This is a genomic window from Bacillus sp. D386 (genome assembly GCF_006346415.1).
This window is the reverse complement of the sequence record NZ_VEMV01000008.1, coordinates 70,581-89,024: the sequence shown is the minus strand read 5'-3', so window position 1 is coordinate 89,024 and position 18,444 is coordinate 70,581. Positions and strand designations below refer to the sequence as shown.

The following is an 18,444-nucleotide window of genomic DNA, read 5'->3' as shown; positions in this document are numbered from 1 at the left end:
CAGGTCGGCTACGCATCGTTGCCTTGGTGAGCCGTTACCTCACCAACTAGCTAATGCGCCGCGGGCCCATCCCTAAGTGTTAGCCGAAGCCAACTTTCCTTCCAACACCATGAGGTGTTAGAAACTATTCGGTATTAGCACCGGTTTCCCGGAGTTATCCCAATCTTAGGGGCAGGTTGCCCACGTGTTACTCACCCGTCCGCCGCTAATCTTTGGGAGCAAGCTCCCTCAGATTCGCTCGACTTGCATGTATTAGGCACGCCGCCAGCGTTCGTCCTGAGCCAGGATCAAACTCTCCGAAAGATGTTTGATCTAGCTAAATTTTAAAGCAAATTGACGAGATTTTAAAAATCTCTTGTTTTTTAGACTTGCTTGGCGTTTCGTTTTGTTTAGTTTTCAAAGAACAATCATATAATTGGAGCGGGTGAAGGGAATCGAACCCTCATCATCAGCTTGGAAGGCTGAGGTTTTACCACTAAACTACACCCGCGTATTTAATTTATTAGAGAAGTTGATGGTCGGGAAGACAGGATTCGAACCTGCGACCCCTTGGTCCCAAACCAAGTGCTCTACCAAGCTGAGCTACTTCCCGATATAATGGCGCGCCCGAGAGGAGTCGAACCCCTAACCTTTTGATCCGTAGTCAAACGCTCTATCCAATTGAGCTACGGGCGCATAATTTAATTTGGTTGGTGCGGCCGAGAGGACTTGAACCTCCACGGGGTTAACCCCCACTAGGCCCTCAACCTAGCGCGTCTGCCATTCCGCCACGACCGCGTTTTGTTATAACGCGACGACAACAATCATTATAGTATTTATTCCACCGTAATTCAAGTGGTAATAAATGGTGCGGGTGAAGGGACTTGAACCCCCACGCCGTAAGGCGCCAGATCCTAAGTCTGGTGCGTCTGCCAATTCCGCCACACCCGCATATTTATAATGGTGAGCCATGAAGGACTCGAACCTTCGACCCTCTGATTAAAAGTCAGATGCTCTACCGACTGAGCTAATGGCTCTAAATGGCTGGGCTAGCAGGATTCGAACCTACGAATGACGGAGTCAAAGTCCGTTGCCTTACCGCTTGGCTATAGCCCAAAGGTGTTTTATAACACACTTTTTATTATAATCACTTTTCTCTTATAAGATAAGTGTTATTTTATAAATGGCGGTCCGGACGGGACTCGAACCCGCGACCTCCTGCGTGACAGGCAGGCATTCTAACCAACTGAACTACCGGACCATTTGTTTAATTGCGGGGACAGGATTTGAACCTGCGACCTTCGGGTTATGAGCCCGACGAGCTACCAGACTGCTCCACCCCGCGACGATATTAATCTCACTCAAACAATCTGAGGTTTGATTGGTGACCCCTACGGGATTCGAACCCGTGTTACCGCCGTGAAAGGGCGGTGTCTTAACCGCTTGACCAAGGGGCCGTTCATTACTAACTTTCAGTCTCTCAAGCACTTTCTCATCTCTTTGCGAGAACTTCAAGCGCCCCAGTCGACTTTATCTATTATAATGAATCTCTTTTAACATGTCAACACTTTTTTTAAAAGTTTTTTTCGTTAAAGTTTGATGTCATTTTTGCTTTCGGCTTTAATAAGGCCGCTCAAATAAGTTACCATGTTAGCAAGGTCTATGTCAACGATTTTTTTAAAATAATTTTTCCACGACATTTTCCACATACATATTTCTTTGTATCAAGCTTTCTTTTTCGTCGATATTCCAGACCGCAAGATCGGCATTCGTATAGCCATTTCACAGGCCGTACAGCACGGATATTGCTTTCCAGGGCTGAGCAAAAACGAGGTGAGTTGGTCTTTGCCATCAATTGTTTAAAGTCCCGATCTCCATGCCTGTATCCCTTCCCTTGCAGGTGCAGGTGATAATGGCATAATTCATGTTTAATAATTCCCTTTATCTCTTTCATTCCTAGTTCATCTAAGTATCTTCGATTAATCTCAATATTATGGCTCACTAATAAATACCGTCCGCCTGTTGTCCTTAATCTGTTATTAAAGATTGCCTTATGAGTGAATGGTATCCCAAAATCCTCTATGGATATTTTTTCAACTAATTTCTGTAATTCCCGGTCCGTCATAAGTTAAACCTCCACACTTTTAAAGTAACAAACCCGGCGGCTGTTACATACAATAAACTAACCATGGGCTTATCACCTATTCATAGTACATCATTTATGAAAGGAGGTCTAAATATGCCTGCTTGGTTGCAAAACCAAATCCAAAGAGCCTTTCTTGAAAAAAACAGCAAGCAAGTGCAACTATTGAATCAATGTTGGTTTTTTTATAAAAAAAGCATTGCCCAATACGATTAAGGCAATGCTTTACGTTCATATTAGCCGGCCGGATTTATCATTGTAAGGGCAATTCGTTCTTTAGGTATATCTACTTGATCAACCCAGACAGTCACCACATCCCCAACTGATACAACATCCATTGGATGCTTTACATATCGTCTGCTCAATTTCGAGATATGAACTAGACCGGCCTGCTTTACGCCGATGTCAATAAATGCGCCAAAATCAACGACATTACGAACAACGCCTTGGAGCTCCATCCCTTGCTTAAGATCCTCCATCTTCAGTACATCAGATTTTAATAGAGGTGCAGCCAATTCGTCACGCGGATCTCTTTCTGGTCTCATCAAGGCATCCAGAATATCTCCCAATGTGATTTCGCCAATATTCAATTTCTCCGCCATTTCACTTTTCTTCACCGTGGTTAGCGCTTCTCTTAATCGTTCACTTCCTAAATCATCCGTTGTGAAACCGAGCATTTTCAATAAAGAACGAACGGACTGATAGTTTTCAGGATGTATGGATGTCCGATCAAGCGGCTCTTCCCCACCAATTACTCTTAAAAACCCAATGGCTTGTTCATAGGTTTTCGCACCAAGCCTTGGAATCTTTTTTAAAGAAGCCCGATTTCGGAATGCTCCTTCTTTCTCTCTCTTTTTTACGATATTTTGGGCTACAGACTTGGAAAGACCCGCCACATATTGCAATAGAGAAGGAGAGGCTGTATTCACATTAACCCCCACTCGGTTTACTGCCGTTTCAACCACAAAACCAAGTGACTCATTCAGTTTTTTTTCTGAAACATCATGTTGATATTGCCCTACACCTACAGATTTAGGATCTATCTTCACCAATTCCGCCAAGGGATCCTGTAGTCTTCTTGCAATCGAGACCGCACTTCGCTGCTCCACCTGTAAATCTGGAAACTCTTCTCTTGCGATATCTGATGCCGAATAAACACTTGCACCGGCCTCATTTACAATTACGTAATAGATTTTTTCACTTTGCTTCTTCAACGTATCTGCAATGAATTGTTCTGTCTCTCGAGATGCTGTTCCGTTCCCGATTGTGATGATTTCTATGTTATATCTTTTGAGTATAGACAGAATAGCCTCCGTTGCCTCTTTCTTTTTAGCTACTGGCGGATGCGGATAAATCACTCCTACCTCAAGCATTTTCCCTGTAGGATCGACTACTGCATATTTACAGCCTGTACGATAAGCCGGATCTACACCCAATACCACTTTTCCCTTTAAAGGCGGCTGAAGCAGTAAATTTCTGAGATTCTCAGAAAAAATATAGATAGCTTGGTCTTCAGCCTTTTCCGTCAACTCATTACGAATCTCCCTTTCAATAGAAGGCTGAATCAATCGCTTATAGCTATCTTCTATTGCTTCCTTCATAATCACTGCACTCGGATTGGCTGTATTCAAATTCATTTTTCTAGCGAGATAATCCAGTATTTTCTGTGTATCGGTTTTGATGGAAACTCGAAGCACTCCCTCTTTTTCACCACGATTAAGTGCCAAAATGCGATGAGGAACTATTTTTCCTATTGCTTCGTCATAGTCGTAGTACATCTCAAATACCTTTTTCTCATCTTTCTCCTCATCTTTACTAACAGCTTTAATTGAGCCATACTTAAATGTCTCATCCCGAATCCATTTTCTGAAAGAGGCATTATCAGAGATATTCTCTGCTATAATATCTTTCGCACCATCTAAAGCTTCTTCTGGCGTTGTCACTCCCAACTCCACATCAACAAATTGAGCAGCTTTTTCAAGTGGGTTTACCGTTTGATGGGCTTCCATGATCCATTTCGCCAACGGTTCTAATCCCTTTTCTTTTGCAACCGTTGCTTTTGTGCGACGCTTTTGCTTAAAAGGACGATACAGATCTTCAATAGTTTGCAGTTTTACTGCCTTGATGATTTCACGTGATAACTCCTCTGTGAGTTTCCCTTGCTCCTCAATAATACGCAGGACTTCTTCCTTTCTTTTTTCCAAATTATCGAGATAGGTCCACCGCTCAGAAATTGTTCTAATTTCAACCTCATCCAATGAGCCGGTCATTTCTTTTCGATAACGCGCTATAAATGGAATCGTATTACCATCCTCTAAAAGCGCCAATACATTGGATACTTGACTCCCCTTCACTGAAAGCTCTGACGCTATATATTGAACCAATTCACTCTTCGACTTCATTAACAAACCTTCCCTCTGCAAATAATTACCTTTATAGTATCATAACCTTTTCTGCCACAAATACTGGACTCTCATAAATAACACAAAAAAGAAGTCTCTTATAATTATAAAAGACTCCCAAAAATGAATGTAATATCATCGTTCAAGGCACTATTTTGACTTTCTAATTTTTTCGCAGTTTCTTCAAGAGAACTAGCATTTCGCAGGAAATTTTTCGTCCCCTTCATTTCAAATCCATCGGAGTGAATGAAAAATTTAGTGGACGGAGTATATGTAAACTGTTGAGTATGGAATTTCTGCTTTCTTCCAGATAAATATCCGGTTACAGGTAGGGGATAGATCATTTTATCATTTGGAGGATATAGATAGAAACGGATATTACCAACACAGCTGTACTGAAATTCTTTCTTTTTGAAGTCCACTTTTAAAATAGCGACAGCGGCGCCTCGCTTTCTTAGCAGGGCCTGATTACATCGTTCCATAATATCTCCAACATCCTCGCTCTGATACTCCCGAACTACATTAGTAACTGCCCGAGAGGATTCATGAGCAAACTCCCCTGATCCTAATCCATCTGCGATGACACAAATAAAGTAATCATCCGTCACTTCATAAAAATAGTCATCACCACATAACAGCTTTCCTTGTTTAGGTGATTGAGACACAATTAATTGCACTCTACTATCCCTTAGCACTTCTTGATTCACCGTATATACTCCGAATTCTCAGCATTAATGGCTTCCTGCAGTTTTTTTATAGCACGGCGTTGAAGACGGGATACATGCATTTGAGATATACCTAATCGATCTCCCGCTTCCTTTTGACTTAGATTTTCTAGATAGGTGTATTGTATGATTTTCTTTTCGCGATCTGACAATACATGGAGAACTTTCTCCAAAACCAACCGCTGATTCACCTTTTCATATCCTTCATCCACATTTCCGAAGATATCTAACAAAGTGACTGTTCCGCCGTCTGAATCCGCCTCGATTGAGTGATCCACTGATAGCGCCTGATAACTTTTACTCATTTCCATCGCTTCTAAAACTTCTTCCTCAGAAACTTCTAAGTACTGAGCAATTTCTTCAATCTTAGGAGAACGATGCAATTCTGAGGTAAGTTCTTCAACAGTCGACTTGATTTTTGGACCAAGCTCTTTAATTCTGCGAGGAACGTGAACACTCCATGTTTTATCACGTAAAAAGCGTTTAATCTCTCCAATTATCGTCGGGACAGCAAAAGCCTCGAAGCTTTTTCCGAAGGAATCATCATACCTGCGAATCGCACCCAGCAATCCAATCATGCCAACCTGGGCAATATCCTCATGATATGATTTTCCCTTTGAATACTTTCTCGCAATCGTTTCAACTAGCCCGGTATAGTGCTGAACAAGTTGAGCCTGTGCTTCTTCATCTCCATGGAGTTGATAGGCTTTAATCCATTCCGTGACTTGGTCTCTCATTTGTGCCTTTTTCTCATCACTAGTTTGAGATTGTTTCTGCATCACTCTCCACCTGCTCTCCCTCAAGAAACTTCGTCATGAATACTGTCACACCTTCATTATGGTGTATTTTCACTTCATCCATGAGCGTTTCAATCAGATATAGACCTAATCCTCCTTCTCTTAAGAATTCCACTGATTGGTCTCTCTCATAAGGCCCCAAGCCTTGTCGCACCTCTTCAAAATCACAGCTTTCGCCATTATCGACTACCATTACTTCAAGACGGTCTTCATATAATCCAAAGCCTATGATAACTTCCCCATCTCGCTCGCCCTTGTACGCATGCTGAACTGCATTTGTACAAGCCTCGCTCGTAGCAATTTTCAAATCTTCTATACTATCATATGAAAACCCCATACGGCTGGCTATTCCTGATAAAGTTAATCTCATTACCCCGATAAATTCAGGTTTTGCAGGTATCTTCATTTCAATATATTCGTATGTTTCACTCATTGCGTTCCACCCTCTGCATGGCTTTTTATATGGATTATATCCGCTAAACCAGTGATTTCAAAAAGACGATGTAATCTCTCTGATAGTCCGATGATTCTAAAATCCCCATTGTGCGCTCGAACATTTTTAAATAATCCTACAAATACCCCAAGACCTGTGCTGTCCATATAAGAAACATCGGTTAAATCAATAATCATGACTACTTTATCTTGATCCGACAAAGGAAATAGTGTCTCTCTTAACTTCGGTGCTGTGTATGCATCTATCTCGCCTTTAACATTTACATGTATTTCAGAATTTACATTCTGTACATCAATAGAAATATTCATGAATTTGTACCTCTCCTCAAAAAGTCATGTTCCGCTATCCTTCTTTACCCGAAATTATCCACTTAAAACTTCCGTCTCATAATTATCAAGGTAAAATCATCTCTTAATTGAAAATGTTGCATCTTTTCCAACTTTTTATAGAGATTGTTTACAATGGTTTGGGCATCTAAATGAATAGATTCCCGAATAAATTGAACCAACGTATCTCTTTCTATAAATCCCTCATTTGTCCTGCACTCTGTTACCCCATCAGATAGAAGGATAATCATATCGCCTATTTCAATCTTTCTTTCATATTGCCTGTATACTGTTTTTTTATCTACACCAAGCAACAGACCCTTAGCAGTTAACTCGGTAAATTCATTTTTTTCGTAATTATAGAAAAATCCCGGTTCATGGCCTGCTGAAGCATATGTAAAAATATGATTTGAGGGATCATATAGACCATAAAACATCGTTATGAACATACTCGGTCCAACATTTTGCTCCACAACACGGTTAATACTTTCCAGAACACTCGCTGGGGATGTGCGATGCTCCGGCAAAGAATCCATCGCGTACTTAATCATGGACATACATAACGCCGCCGGTATCCCTTTGCCAATAATATCAGCAATCGCTACAGCCACTCGATTATGCTCATCCTGAACAAAATGAAAATAATCTCCGCTCATATGCTTAGCCGGAACACTTATGGCTCCAATTTCAAGATTTTTTAGTACAGGAACTCGCGTTTCCAATAAAGTCTGCTGAACATTAGCCGCTATCTCCATCTCACTCTTCAGTTCTCTTTGTTGATGGCGGAGACTCTGTAATTCACGAAAGGCTACACCATACTCCATCATAATTTCCAACAAAAAATCAAAAGAGTGGCTGACTTCTTCCGAAATATCAGGAAGTATTTCTTTTAGCGTATTTTTATGCAAACTTATTATCTCTTCAGGTGATACCATCTGTTCTATAGCTTCTTTGCTGATTTTATGTCCGAGATATAACGCTTTTTCCGTATGCTCTTTCAAGTAATTCGAGAGAGCTTCACGGTATCTTTCCTCCATGCACTCTCTATTTTCCACATACCTTCCCCCTATCGGAGCCATTTAGTAGACATTATTCGCGTACCCTTTCCAACATCAGAGTCAATATCAAAGTCATCCATCAATCTCTTGACTCCCGGCAAACCAGCTCCCAGACCTCCCGATGTTGTATATCCATCTTCCATTACTCTTCTTATATCACTTATTCCCGGACCATTATCCTCTGCTATGACTCTGAGACCCGTTCTCCCATTGTCATAGACTTTTTCAATGCATATTTGGCCCTGCCCTGCATAGAGATAGATATTCCTTGCTAATTCACTTATGGTTGTGGTTATTCTTGCCTGATCCACGGTGCCAAACCCCAACTCTTTGGCCACATTTCTGCCCACTTGTCGGGCTGCAACAATATCCCACTCATTAAGAATTTTTACGTAGGATTGGGTGCTCATCATGCTAGTCCCCCAGTTCCTTTTGTAATTTCTCCAAACCCTTTTCAAGATCCAAAGCTGTCATCACATCGGATAATGTAATGCCCAATTCAATTAATGTGATGGCAACTGCAGGCTGTATCCCTGTAATCACTACTTTTGCTCCCATTAATTTTGACATGTCAATGACATCGCCAAGGACTTTAGCTATAAAAGAATCAATGATATCTACTGAAGTTAGATCAATCACCACTCCATTTGCATTTGTTTCATGTATCTTATGCAGTAAATCCTCCTGAAATTGCAGCGCTGTTGCATCATCCAATTCCCATTGAATAGAAATCAGGAGACAATCATGCAACTTTAATATCGGAATCCTCATACTAATTCCTCCGGGGTTACGATAATTTTTCTATTTGTAATTTCCAGGGCAGCCTCTACACCCTTTTTCAATGTATTTTTAGTTATGATTTCATCTAAGTTAATGCCGAGGTTGACAATTGTTTGAGCAATCTCCGGACGTATTCCCACCAACATACAACGGGCACCAACCAAACGAACAGCCTCTGCTGCCTGAATAATATGATGAGCCACCATAGTGTCAACAACAGGCACTCCAGTAATATCAATCAACACTACCTCAGAACGATGCTTTACTACGCCATCCAAAAGATTTTCCATAATTTGTCTCGCGCGTTCTGTATCTATTGTACCTATAAGAGGCATTACAGTAATCCCTTCAAACACAGGAATAAGAGGTGCTGATAATTCCTGGAGTGCAATTTTTTGCAAAGAAACGGTTCGTTCCCACGTAGATGTATAAACATTCAGAATTTCATTATTTAAAGGGGTAATCCACTCGTCAAAATCCAGCACAATCTCAAGCTGATTTTCCTTTGTCATTACCCCTTCATTTACCATACCGTCTGTAACAACTACATTAAATGCTTTCAATCCCTCATTCACAAATGTTAACGGCCAGCCTAAACGAATAATTTTAGCTGCAAAATCACTAAGTTTCACTTTAAATTCTTCATCAGAATCTTTAATATTAGAAATCAGCACTTCAATAAATTCATTACTGGTGTGAATAAACATTTGATCTGAAACAATCTTCACGACTCGATCATCCGCTTTATCCTTTACACGTTCAATCCACTGCTGCAAAATGATGTCTTTATGACCCTGGATATAGTTTTGCACAAGTTTATTCATTAGTTCCTCCTCCATCAAGTTTTCTGTTAGATTCTTTTATATGGATACATGCACTTTAATTTATTTAATAATTTCAAAAAAACCATATTCACAAACTATTATAAACACTTAAAAAGGAAATAGGAAATCTTAAATTCCTTCGTAATATTGCCGTAATACAGCAACAACGTATTTGTAATTTCTATAACCTGTACTTCATTCCCTTTTTGTCACTAACTTAAACCAAAAATAAGTTTTTCTAAGTTAAAAAGTGCAAAAAAAACTGCCAAGAATTCGGATTCTTGGCAGCCTAACCTTCAACACAGAAGTATATTTATTATTTATAATCTTTTTACTATTACAATTCCACGAGTCCCAGACTGATTTGGAGCGCATTATCAACCTTACGCATCATTTCATCATCCAGCTGTGTTATTTTATCTGTCAATCTCTGCTTATCAATTGTTCGAATTTGTTCAAGTAAAATAACAGAATCGCGTTCGAATCCATATTTTTGGGCGTCAATTTCTACATGGGTCGGCAGTTTCGCTTTTTGTATTTGAGCCGTAATTGCCGCAATAATTACGGTAGGGCTAAATCGATTTCCGATATCATTCTGAATAACAAGTACAGGTCTTACCCCTCCTTGCTCAGATCCAACCACTGGAGACAAATCAGCGAAATACACATCACCACGTTTAACATTTAAACCCTTATTCACCGCTAACTAAACGCTCCACAGCATGTTCAGCTTCATATTCTGCCTGGAAAGCTTCTGCAGCCATAGTTAAATTAATATTGGCCATCTCCATATATCCACGGCGCATGGATTCGCGAAACTCTTTCTTTTTGCGTTCTTGCAAATACATTTTAGTTGCTTGATAAATAAATTCGCTTCGATTCACATTTTCTTCTCTCACGTATCCATCCAACTCACTTAGCAAATTTTGGGGCAAGCGTATTAGAATTTCCGTAGTTGCACTGGACTCAGACACAGGCAAACACCTCCACCATCACTACAAACCACATAGTTCTTTACTATTATATCTTACCATTATTACTTCTGCATGCAAAGGTGTCTAGTACATTTCTTTCTTATTATGAGGCTAAATAGTTGTCCTTTATTCATTATTCATGCACATATGTGTTAAATAATTAATAATGAAATAACTGATTTACAGTTTCAACAATTAAACCATCCTGCTTATACACTCGAGGGACTCTGCTTGATAGTTGACAAATAACCTCGTAATTAATCGTTTCTAATTTCTCGGCGATCTCATCAACTGTAATTGTCTCATCACCATCGTTCCCGATAAGAGTAACCACTGTATCCTCAGGAACAGACTGATCTAATTTAACCATGCACTGATCCATACAAATGCGTCCGACAATAGGTGCTCTATGTCCTTTAACCAGTACAGATTGCCCAGATAGTTTTCTGATCCATCCATCCGCATATCCAATAGGCAAAGTGGCTATCCATTCAGGCTCACTCGCTGTATACGTTGCACCGTACCCAACTGTATCACCCATTGAAATCTTCTTGATTTGCTTTATCTTTGTATAAAGAGATAAGGCAGGCTTCAACGTTACTGGGAGGTCTTTTGATATTTCCGGTGATGGACTTAAGCCATACATGGAAATACCAAGCCTTACTGTATTGAAATAGGCATCAGGATATCTCATAGCTGCCGCACTATTACTAGTATGAATGTAAGGCGGCAAGTATTCCATATTATCAAGAATCTCCTTGAATTTCAACAATTGGTTTTGAGTTTTGTCCAAGTCCAGCTCATCTGCACTGGAAAAATGAGTGAATATACCTTCAAGATGAATATAATCTTGATTCTTAAGCATATATTCTATTTCTTTCATCTCTTGTATATTCCTTATCCCAAGTCTGCCCATGCCTGTATCAATTTTTATGTGTATATTTAGCGGTTGCTGTATATTTTCTTCCTGTAAATATGCTATAGCTTTCCCTATCCAATCAATGTCATGTACATTTAAAGAGATATTGTACTGCACGGCTACCTTGGAGTCTTCCGCCCTAGTGGAACCTAGTACTAAGATCGGCACTTTTATACCTGCCTGACGAAGCCTGATCGCCTCATCCAAGAAAGCTACGGCCAAACTGGTTGCTCCGGCACCTAATGCCACTTCAGCCACTTGCCGATCTCCATGTCCATATGCATTTGCCTTTACAACCGCCATGATGTCAGTAGTTTGAGGCAACAGATGCCTAATCTGTTCAACGTTATGCTTTATATGATCTAAATTGATTTCTGCCCATGTATCTCTATAGGATAATTGACTATTTTTCATAAGAGGTTTACCTACCTTTAGATGATTATAATTTGATTATTCCCCTTAATGAAAGGATAGTCAATTCATTCCTCAGAAACTAAAAAGAAATAGACCTGCCTTTATTAACAGGTCCATCCACTTCTATTTTTCTGCAGTTTCCTGCACTGATTTCGCAACCATGATCATCTCGTCTGATGTGAGATTTTTTGCAGCGAGCATGAAATCTATCCCTTCATAAGACCAGGATATTGAGTTTTCTGTCATATTGCCAATTGTGAATCCTAAATCAACCGGCTCACCTTCTGCTATGGTGACCGCAGCTTCTTTGACAATCTTTGATTTAGTTTCAATTAACGTGTATTGTTTTTCATCACCCGCAAATGTCAGAACGGCTCGTTTTCCTTCCTCTGTTTTGATCATTTTCTCTCCTGCAGGCTCCACACCCTGTATCTCGGCTGTTGGATATTGAGCTTCAAAATCAATATCTTCTTCAGAAGACATTACCGGCACTTCCAATTGCGCTCCTGTCATATTCTTTTTCACATCAAAATCACTATTACTGTAATTCGGATTGAACTTCGTTTTTTCAAATTCAACCTGAACTAATGCATTACGATCAGAATCCATTACATCTACACTTACAGGCTCTAGTGTTTTGCGGTCAAATTTCACGACCTGCAATGGAAGCATCTTATTGTTCTGATATCTTGTTTTTGTCTCAAACACATAACTATCATCTGTTGCCTTAAAGGTTGCATCCTTATCAACAGTTACATCTGTAATTAAAGACTCATACAGATAGGCCTGCGAGCTGTTTTTTGGCCACTCACTTTGAAACTTAAAACTTTTATTAAGCGCTGGAGTTAATACAAATACCCCTTCTTCATTCCGCAGGATGATTTGACTTTGATCCTTTTGAGCATTTTTCAAGTTTACCCGGTAATTTGATGGAGATTGATACCATACTTCCACATCATATACTTGTGGTTCTGTACCCATTTTTAAAGTCATTTTCGCATCTGCTTTGTATCCCTTTAATTCATTCATCTTTTCCGTTAACGCATCCACAACTTCAGTTTGCGATTTTTCCCCGCAGCCTGCTAAGACCAACATAAATCCCAATGTCAGCGTCAGCATCATTAACCTCCTCAAGATCTCATCCCCTTTTAACAGTAGTAAGTAAAAGGGAGAGGAAAGCCCGATCCGGTTTGTTCATTTACATTCCAGTACATTTTTAAGATACATCCTTTCAAAACATTCTTTATTTCTGCTATTCTTATGTTAATTCAATAACGCTGTTGAAAGCCCGCAAAGAGTGTTTTATCTTAAATACATATGGGTAGTAAATGTCCAAAACAAGGCCTTGTCTCTCCAATTCGTTAATTGAATATATGAGACAATCCTTCTGAATATGTGCTTGCGGGGGACAAACAATTTATTTTTATCGTTTTTCAAGTAGAACCTGGGCAGCCGCATATTGTTTAGTATGGGTAATACTTAAGTGTGCCTTTACCTCTAAAGGATGTTTGATAATCGGTTTACCATTCTTGTCAGGAATAATGCTAATATCATGGAACGATAGTTTACCGCCGATACCTGTACCATTTGCTTTTGAAAATGCCTCTTTAGCAGAAAATCGTCCGGCAAGCCACTCGATTTTTCGATTTTCACCAAGTGACAGATAGTATTCCTTTTCATCTTCAGTTAGTATACGATCAACAAATTTCGGCTGCCGTTTAAGAATATCTCTCACTCTCTCAAGTTCAATAATATCGATACCAATTCCAACAATCATTGGTTCACACCCTCACAATTTATATAGCTATTTTAGTTTAAACATTACCTCATTATAAATGATTTACCAAATCTTATTATGTTAGGATGATGTCTTTTGTTCACTCGTACCGAAAGTTTCGGGCAATTTATCCGTTTTTACCCGGGAGTCAGTCTTTTAACAGCTGTGTGTATAGTTCTTTTTATTATCACTTCTTTACCAATCTCTCTTGGAAGAGATCTTTACACCTTATTAAGCGGAGTTAACTTATTCATTGCAGAGGGTGAATATTGGAGATTGGTCACACCAATCTTTCTTCACATTGGCTTTTCCCATCTATTATTCAATAGTTTCTCCTTAATTATTATTGGTCCTGGACTGGAAAATATATTAGGTACATTTAGATTCAGTCTCCTTTTTATACTGTCCGGTACCCTTGCAAATGTTCTTACATTCTTTGCAGAACCTTTAATGTATGCTCATGTGGGAGCCAGCGGTTCCATTTATGGGCTATTTGGATGTTTTGCCTATATCATCTTTTTTAGAAAAGATTTAATTTCGCAGCAAAATTCACAGGTTATACTAGCTTTAATTATTATCGGGGTAGTCATGTCTTTTTTCCAATCATCCATTAATATCACAGGGCATATTGGCGGCCTTATAATGGGCTTTGCACTCTCCCGTCTATTTTTAGTTAATCGATAATTAGATGAATCTATTTCCTCTATAGGAAAAATTAACTATAATAGAAATAGCATCTTTAAATTAGAGAGAGAAGGTAGAAGCTATGGATTTATCATTCAGTGAATTTTTGATTCCTCAACCCATAAAAGGAAATGGCCAAGAATGCCTTACATTTTCTATCCCTGAATGGATGAATTTATCTGACACCTTCTCTATTCATACATATGAACAGTATCATCCAATCTATGTCATGCAGGCAATGGCTTCTGTATCACTAACAAATGAAAAGGAAGCCTTCAAAATTGTAAAATCATATTACTGCAAATGTACATCTGGAGTAGTTCAGAAACTCTTTGTCCTGGAATATTTATTCCGTTTAGGATGCATGGATTGGATTAAAACATTAATACTCGAAGATTCCTCCAACCCAGAAAATAATGAATTAAGAAATGTATTTTCTATTTATATTGCTCAGGCAGAGGCTCAGATCGATAACTCAGAGCTTATTGATCAAGCATTTAATCTGTCTTCAAGCTGTTTAGAAATTAATATTGCTTCTATCATTTCACATATGTATGGGATTAGTCAGTTAAGATTGCAAGAGCCACTCAATAAATTAATAAAGGCTGTCGAACCCATGCTTTTACTATGTAAAGAGGAGGATTTGCTGTCTATCTTTAAAATACAGCTTGGAGAAATGTATTTAGTCTCTATGTTATGCAGCAGCACAAATCCAGAGAACGTTCGAAACGCCTGCCAACAATACTTTAACAATAAAGATTTATTGCAACAATTCCCTACTCTGGAAATCAGCCTGTCTCACATCATAGCTCATTCTTATATGTTCGATAGCTTCCCAATAGCAAAAGAATGGGTTACGAAGGGATTAGCTCTGCTGAAAAATGTCCATATGCAACGCAGACCTTATTTGGAGGCTTCACTTAATTGTTCTTTGGATATATTCAGGAGCTTATGGCGCAGAGAATTGGATATACAACCGACATCCCCATCTGAAAAAGCCTATCATTATATGGTAACTGGCCAAACACATCTAGGAAGCAAGATATTAGAGACTTTGCAAACAGAAAAAGGATCACTCACCCTTTTTGAACACTTTTATTTAGCTATTGGTAAAGGTCCTCATGAATTACGAGAGGCACAGAACCTTTTCATACATAGCCGTAATTACTATTATGCCAAGCTTATCGACTTTCATTTGTCACAGGCTCATACGAAAATATAGCACCATCCATTATTTTAAAGCCATCTAGCAATTTTAATTGCTCAATCAACTTGAAAACAGCAAAATCTTTATGCTTAGCCTCCAGCATACAATCAACTTGGCTTGTCAAATTATTATTCCCCTGCACTAATTCCATCATTTCTTCTTTTTGCACATGATCAGCATGTGCTTTTTTATTTTTTTCATTCTTCGGGGATGAAAGATGGACTTTAACAGGCAAGCTTGAATTACTCCAGGTTTGCACAATCCTTGGCCAGTGATCTTTCCAATCTCCCTGACAGTTTTGTTTATGATGGTGTAAATCAAATACCATTGGAATGGATAGTTTTTCACATAGGTAAAGGGTATCCTGTATGCCAAATAGCGTATCATCATTTTCCAATATAATCATTTCCTGAATATCCACAGGCACATATCCCCAATTATGAATAAATTGTTCAAGAGCTTGTTCCTTATCTTGATATAAACCACCAATATGTAATACACAACGATGTTTTGGCGATAATCCAAAAGCTTTTAGTAATCGAAAATGCATCCTTAATGTCTTAATTGATGTTTTCAAGATATTCTTATCTTCACTATTTAAAACAACGAAGTGATCCGGATGAAAATCAATTCTCATATGAGAATGCTTTTTTAGATATTCTTTAATCGCACTTGTTTCCTCTTTTATACCGGCCATATAGTTCCAATCTTCTAAATCCGGATGGTTGGCAAGTGGTATTAATTTTGAGGAAAATCGAAAGAATTGGATACCATTTACTTCATTATGAATTAATAAACGAAGGCAGTTTTTAAGATTGGTTTTTGCAATTTTCTCCAGTCTTTTTATAGCGGCTTCTCTATTTGCCAGCTTGCTGAATTGCGCATATGTCATTGTTTTTGAGGGGGATGCATTTTTCAATTCCATACTCATAGCTACATAACCTAAGCGAATAATAGTCATAAGATTTACTCACCTCCTATGCTTATTATGAACAATGGAAGGTAATTCATTACAAAAAGGCCAATCCTAATGTGTAGGATTGGCCTTTATTTAAATCTTATTTACTTGTGTTTTTTGGTTTAGAGTTTGAGTAAGACTTTCTGCGTCCACCTTGATTGGTGCTGCTGCTGCGTCTTCTGTCTCCGCCACCACGGCTATCTCTGTCTCCGCCTCTGTTATATGGACGTTTGCTTCCGCCACCTTTTCCGCCTTTATAGCCATCTTTGCGGAATGGAAGTGGTCTCTCTTCTGAGATGGTTACAGGCTTTTCATCCGGCTCTCTAATGAACAATTTCAATGCTGCAGCAACTAATTCCTCTGCAGTATGATCTTCTATCATTTCTTTAGCCAACGGAAGATATGCCGTTAAGTCCTCAGAAGAAACAACATTGTACAATTTTTCTTTTACAGTTCTTTGCTGTCCTTCAAGCGCATCTGTAACAGTTGGAGCTTTTATACGCTCCATTTTCTTTTTAGTGGTGCGTTCAACCACTTCAAGATAAGACATTTCACGTGGAGTTACGAATGTAACTGCCATACCTTCTTTACCCGCTCTTCCTGTACGTCCAATACGGTGAACATAACTTTCAGGATCCTGAGGAATATCAAAGTTATAAACATGAGTAACACCGGAAATATCAAGACCACGTGCAGCCACATCCGTAGCTACCAATATATCGACTGCTCCCTCTTTAAACTTGCGTAAGACTGACATACGACGTGCTTGTGTCAAATCACCATGGATTCCTTCAGCTGTATAACCACGTACTGTTAATGCTTCTGCTAATTCATCAACACGACGTTTAGTACGGCCAAATATAATAGCTAATTCCGGCGTATGGATATCAATTAGACGAGTTAATGCATCGAATTTTTCTCTTTCCGGAACACGTACATAATATTGGCTGATTGCCGGTACAGTCATTTCTCTCGCTTTTACACGAACTGTTTTTGGTTCATGCATGAATCTTTCGGCTATACGACGAATTGGATCAGGCATAGTTGCAGAGAACAATAGAGTTTGGTGATTATCTGGAACAGAAGATAGAATAGATTCAATATCTTCAATGAATCCCATGTTCAACATTTCATCTGCTTCATCAAGAACTACAGTATGAACATTGTTCAAACGAATTGTTTTTCTGTTAATATGATCCAACAGTCTGCCTGGTGTACCCACGATGATATGCGGACGTTTTTTTAACGCACGGATTTGACGAGTTATATCCTGACCGCCATATACTGCCAGAACGCGGGAACGGTTGCCTGCTCCGATTTTGTAAAGCTCTTCAGAAACCTGAATAGCAAGTTCACGTGTCGGTGCAATGATTAATCCCTGAATTTCGTCTCTTTTTACATCGATTTTTTCAATCATCGGAATTCCAAACGCAGCAGTTTTACCAGTACCTGTTTGAGCTTGTCCGATTAAATCCCCACCCTGCAATGCAAGTGGAATCGTTTCAGATTGGATTGGAGTTGCTTCTTCAAACCCCATGCCTTCTACTGCTCTTAATGTGTCGCTGCTAATTCCTAATTCACTAAATAATGTCATTAATTTTTCTACCCCCAAGATAGGTGTTATTTTAACAATTGCTTCAATATATTTTTCATTCCTGTAAAACAGGATTACGGTCAATTTAATCATGCCTGTTGCACAGGGTTCGATCTCACAAAAAAAAGCGGCCGTCAGTATCCCGGCAGCATGAGTTCATAAGTCCAATTCATTTGGAAAATTTTCATGAAACGCATGTATTTAACTTATGTTAACAAAAACAGACCGGGATTGCAAATAATCGCACTTGCAATATTCTATTATGCTATTTGTCCTGCTTCAAATCTTCAAGCTATTAACAGATACCTTTGTGGTTCTAAATTAGCTAATTTAAGAACTGTATTCTCCCTTTTTAAAGCTGTTGATGGGTGAAGAATAGGCGCTGCACACTAATCTTGTACACGATAAGCCGTTATAGTCACGATTTGT

Annotated in this window: 20 protein-coding genes, 10 tRNA genes and 1 rRNA gene; 3 read left to right on the top strand and 28 right to left on the bottom strand. The window is 39.1% G+C overall.

Annotated elements, in window-relative coordinates:
- From FHY45_RS20370 to FHY45_RS20315, 12 genes are all read right to left on the bottom strand, one after another.
- Positions 1 to 303, bottom strand: a 16S ribosomal RNA gene (locus FHY45_RS20370); the annotation flags it as partial.
- 113 nt (positions 304 to 416) lie between these two features.
- A tRNA-Gly gene (locus tag FHY45_RS20365) sits at positions 417 to 490 on the bottom strand.
- Between the two features lie 25 nt (positions 491 to 515).
- A tRNA-Pro gene (locus FHY45_RS20360) sits at positions 516 to 592 on the bottom strand.
- Between the two features lie 6 nt (positions 593 to 598).
- Positions 599 to 675: transfer RNA gene (locus tag FHY45_RS20355), tRNA-Arg, on the bottom strand.
- Positions 676 to 690: 15 nt separating this feature from the next.
- Positions 691 to 777, bottom strand: a tRNA-Leu gene (locus FHY45_RS20350).
- Between the two features lie 68 nt (positions 778 to 845).
- Positions 846 to 930, bottom strand: a tRNA-Leu gene (locus tag FHY45_RS20345).
- Positions 931 to 940: 10 nt separating this feature from the next.
- Positions 941 to 1,016, bottom strand: a tRNA-Lys gene (locus tag FHY45_RS20340).
- A gap of 4 nt (positions 1,017 to 1,020) precedes the next feature.
- Positions 1,021 to 1,095 (bottom strand) — tRNA-Gln (locus FHY45_RS20335).
- 68 nt (positions 1,096 to 1,163) lie between these two features.
- Positions 1,164 to 1,240 (bottom strand) — tRNA-Asp (locus FHY45_RS20330).
- Between the two features lie 10 nt (positions 1,241 to 1,250).
- A tRNA-Met gene (locus FHY45_RS20325) sits at positions 1,251 to 1,324 on the bottom strand.
- Between the two features lie 37 nt (positions 1,325 to 1,361).
- Positions 1,362 to 1,436, bottom strand: a tRNA-Glu gene (locus FHY45_RS20320).
- A 203-nt stretch (positions 1,437 to 1,639) separates the two neighbouring features.
- The gene (locus FHY45_RS20315) at positions 1,640 to 2,104 is read right to left on the bottom strand and encodes a SprT family protein (RefSeq protein WP_139892887.1); all 465 of its coding nucleotides are present in this window, start codon (positions 2,102 to 2,104) and stop codon (positions 1,640 to 1,642) included.
- A gap of 114 nt (positions 2,105 to 2,218) precedes the next feature.
- Here FHY45_RS20315 and cmpA point away from each other — a divergent pair, with 114 nt between their 5' ends.
- Positions 2,219 to 2,338, top strand: coding sequence for a cortex morphogenetic protein CmpA (gene cmpA / locus FHY45_RS20310; protein WP_139063802.1), 120 nt, complete (start codon positions 2,219 to 2,221; stop codon positions 2,336 to 2,338).
- Between the two features lie 20 nt (positions 2,339 to 2,358).
- Here the strand turns inward: cmpA and FHY45_RS20305 are convergent, their stop codons facing one another.
- The 14 genes from FHY45_RS20305 to acpS form a co-directional block, all read right to left on the bottom strand.
- Positions 2,359 to 4,524, bottom strand: a complete 2,166-nt coding sequence (locus tag FHY45_RS20305; RefSeq protein WP_139892885.1) for a Tex family protein — start codon at positions 4,522 to 4,524, stop codon at positions 2,359 to 2,361.
- Positions 4,525 to 4,628: 104 nt separating this feature from the next.
- Entirely contained in the window at positions 4,629 to 5,231 is a 603-nt protein-coding gene (locus FHY45_RS20300; protein ID WP_225983640.1) for a PP2C family serine/threonine-protein phosphatase, read from the bottom strand.
- Positions 5,228 to 6,028, bottom strand: a complete 801-nt coding sequence (gene sigB, locus FHY45_RS20295; protein ID WP_066102445.1) for an RNA polymerase sigma factor SigB — start codon at positions 6,026 to 6,028, stop codon at positions 5,228 to 5,230. The genes FHY45_RS20300 and sigB overlap by 4 nt, the downstream gene beginning before the upstream one ends.
- Positions 6,006 to 6,479: an anti-sigma B factor RsbW gene (gene rsbW / locus FHY45_RS20290; protein ID WP_066102448.1), complete on the bottom strand. Its 474-nt coding sequence runs from the start codon at positions 6,477 to 6,479 to the stop codon at positions 6,006 to 6,008. Before rsbW ends, sigB begins: the two co-directional genes overlap by 23 nt.
- Positions 6,476 to 6,808, bottom strand: coding sequence for an anti-sigma factor antagonist (locus FHY45_RS20285; protein WP_066102453.1), 333 nt, complete (start codon positions 6,806 to 6,808; stop codon positions 6,476 to 6,478). Before FHY45_RS20285 ends, rsbW begins: the two co-directional genes overlap by 4 nt.
- A 62-nt stretch (positions 6,809 to 6,870) precedes the next feature.
- Entirely contained in the window at positions 6,871 to 7,881 is a 1,011-nt protein-coding gene (locus tag FHY45_RS20280; protein ID WP_139063803.1) for a PP2C family protein-serine/threonine phosphatase, read from the bottom strand.
- Positions 7,882 to 7,892: 11 nt separating this feature from the next.
- On the bottom strand, positions 7,893 to 8,294 hold the full coding sequence (locus FHY45_RS20275; RefSeq protein ID WP_066102671.1) for an anti-sigma regulatory factor: 402 nt from the start codon (positions 8,292 to 8,294) through the stop codon (positions 7,893 to 7,895).
- A 4-nt stretch (positions 8,295 to 8,298) separates the two neighbouring features.
- Positions 8,299 to 8,655, bottom strand: coding sequence for an STAS domain-containing protein (locus FHY45_RS20270; RefSeq protein ID WP_066102458.1), 357 nt, complete (start codon positions 8,653 to 8,655; stop codon positions 8,299 to 8,301).
- On the bottom strand, positions 8,652 to 9,488 hold the full coding sequence (locus tag FHY45_RS20265; protein ID WP_066102461.1) for an RsbT co-antagonist protein RsbRA: 837 nt from the start codon (positions 9,486 to 9,488) through the stop codon (positions 8,652 to 8,654). Before FHY45_RS20265 ends, FHY45_RS20270 begins: the two co-directional genes overlap by 4 nt.
- Positions 9,489 to 9,825: 337 nt before the next feature.
- Positions 9,826 to 10,188 carry a type II toxin-antitoxin system PemK/MazF family toxin gene (locus FHY45_RS20260; protein ID WP_066102464.1) on the bottom strand — a complete coding sequence of 121 codons (363 nt, stop codon included), beginning with the start codon at positions 10,186 to 10,188 and terminating at the stop codon, positions 9,826 to 9,828.
- On the bottom strand, positions 10,181 to 10,462 hold the full coding sequence (locus tag FHY45_RS20255; protein ID WP_049672447.1) for a CopG family ribbon-helix-helix protein: 282 nt from the start codon (positions 10,460 to 10,462) through the stop codon (positions 10,181 to 10,183). Before FHY45_RS20255 ends, FHY45_RS20260 begins: the two co-directional genes overlap by 8 nt.
- Before the next feature lie 160 nt (positions 10,463 to 10,622).
- The gene (gene alr, locus FHY45_RS20250; protein ID WP_066102467.1) at positions 10,623 to 11,795 is read right to left on the bottom strand and encodes an alanine racemase; all 1,173 of its coding nucleotides are present in this window, start codon (positions 11,793 to 11,795) and stop codon (positions 10,623 to 10,625) included.
- A 123-nt stretch (positions 11,796 to 11,918) separates the two neighbouring features.
- On the bottom strand, positions 11,919 to 12,932 hold the full coding sequence (locus FHY45_RS20245; protein ID WP_225983700.1) for a LolA family protein: 1,014 nt from the start codon (positions 12,930 to 12,932) through the stop codon (positions 11,919 to 11,921).
- Positions 12,933 to 13,218: 286 nt separating this feature from the next.
- Positions 13,219 to 13,572 carry a holo-ACP synthase gene (acpS, locus tag FHY45_RS20240; protein ID WP_066102473.1) on the bottom strand — a complete coding sequence of 118 codons (354 nt, stop codon included), beginning with the start codon at positions 13,570 to 13,572 and terminating at the stop codon, positions 13,219 to 13,221.
- Positions 13,573 to 13,668: 96 nt separating this feature from the next.
- Between acpS and FHY45_RS20235 the strand changes: the two genes are divergently transcribed.
- Positions 13,669 to 14,256: a rhomboid family intramembrane serine protease gene (locus FHY45_RS20235; protein WP_066102476.1), complete on the top strand. Its 588-nt coding sequence runs from the start codon at positions 13,669 to 13,671 to the stop codon at positions 14,254 to 14,256.
- 82 nt (positions 14,257 to 14,338) lie between these two features.
- Positions 14,339 to 15,478: an AimR family lysis-lysogeny pheromone receptor gene (locus FHY45_RS20230; RefSeq protein WP_139892883.1), complete on the top strand. Its 1,140-nt coding sequence runs from the start codon at positions 14,339 to 14,341 to the stop codon at positions 15,476 to 15,478.
- On the opposite strand, the gene uvsE is transcribed toward FHY45_RS20230, so the two are convergent.
- Positions 15,438 to 16,424: a UV DNA damage repair endonuclease UvsE gene (gene uvsE, locus FHY45_RS20225; RefSeq protein WP_066102482.1), complete on the bottom strand. Its 987-nt coding sequence runs from the start codon at positions 16,422 to 16,424 to the stop codon at positions 15,438 to 15,440. The genes FHY45_RS20230 and uvsE overlap by 41 nt on opposite strands.
- 97 nt (positions 16,425 to 16,521) lie before the next feature.
- Positions 16,522 to 18,015 carry a degradosome RNA helicase CshA gene (gene cshA, locus FHY45_RS20220; RefSeq protein WP_066102485.1) on the bottom strand — a complete coding sequence of 498 codons (1,494 nt, stop codon included), beginning with the start codon at positions 18,013 to 18,015 and terminating at the stop codon, positions 16,522 to 16,524.
- Positions 18,016 to 18,444: the final 429 nt, after the last annotated feature.

Coding starts and splice junctions, on each gene's coding strand:
- cshA (WP_066102485.1), bottom strand. CDS start 18,015: ATGACATTATTTAGTGAATTAGGAATTAGCAGCGACACATTAAGAGCA.
- uvsE (WP_066102482.1), bottom strand. CDS start 16,424: ATGACTATTATTCGCTTAGGTTATGTAGCTATGAGTATGGAATTGAAA.
- cmpA (WP_139063802.1), top strand. CDS start 2,219: ATGCCTGCTTGGTTGCAAAACCAAATCCAAAGAGCCTTTCTTGAAAAA.
- FHY45_RS20305 (WP_139892885.1), bottom strand. CDS start 4,524: ATGAAGTCGAAGAGTGAATTGGTTCAATATATAGCGTCAGAGCTTTCA.
- FHY45_RS20270 (WP_066102458.1), bottom strand. CDS start 8,655: ATGAGGATTCCGATATTAAAGTTGCATGATTGTCTCCTGATTTCTATT.
- FHY45_RS20315 (WP_139892887.1), bottom strand. CDS start 2,104: ATGACGGACCGGGAATTACAGAAATTAGTTGAAAAAATATCCATAGAG.
- FHY45_RS20265 (WP_066102461.1), bottom strand. CDS start 9,488: ATGAATAAACTTGTGCAAAACTATATCCAGGGTCATAAAGACATCATT.
- FHY45_RS20275 (WP_066102671.1), bottom strand. CDS start 8,294: ATGAGCACCCAATCCTACGTAAAAATTCTTAATGAGTGGGATATTGTT.
- sigB (WP_066102445.1), bottom strand. CDS start 6,028: ATGCAGAAACAATCTCAAACTAGTGATGAGAAAAAGGCACAAATGAGA.
- acpS (WP_066102473.1), bottom strand. CDS start 13,572: ATGATTGTTGGAATTGGTATCGATATTATTGAACTTGAGAGAGTGAGA.
- FHY45_RS20230 (WP_139892883.1), top strand. CDS start 14,339: ATGGATTTATCATTCAGTGAATTTTTGATTCCTCAACCCATAAAAGGA.
- FHY45_RS20285 (WP_066102453.1), bottom strand. CDS start 6,808: ATGAATATTTCTATTGATGTACAGAATGTAAATTCTGAAATACATGTA.
- alr (WP_066102467.1), bottom strand. CDS start 11,795: ATGAAAAATAGTCAATTATCCTATAGAGATACATGGGCAGAAATCAAT.
- rsbW (WP_066102448.1), bottom strand. CDS start 6,479: ATGAGTGAAACATACGAATATATTGAAATGAAGATACCTGCAAAACCT.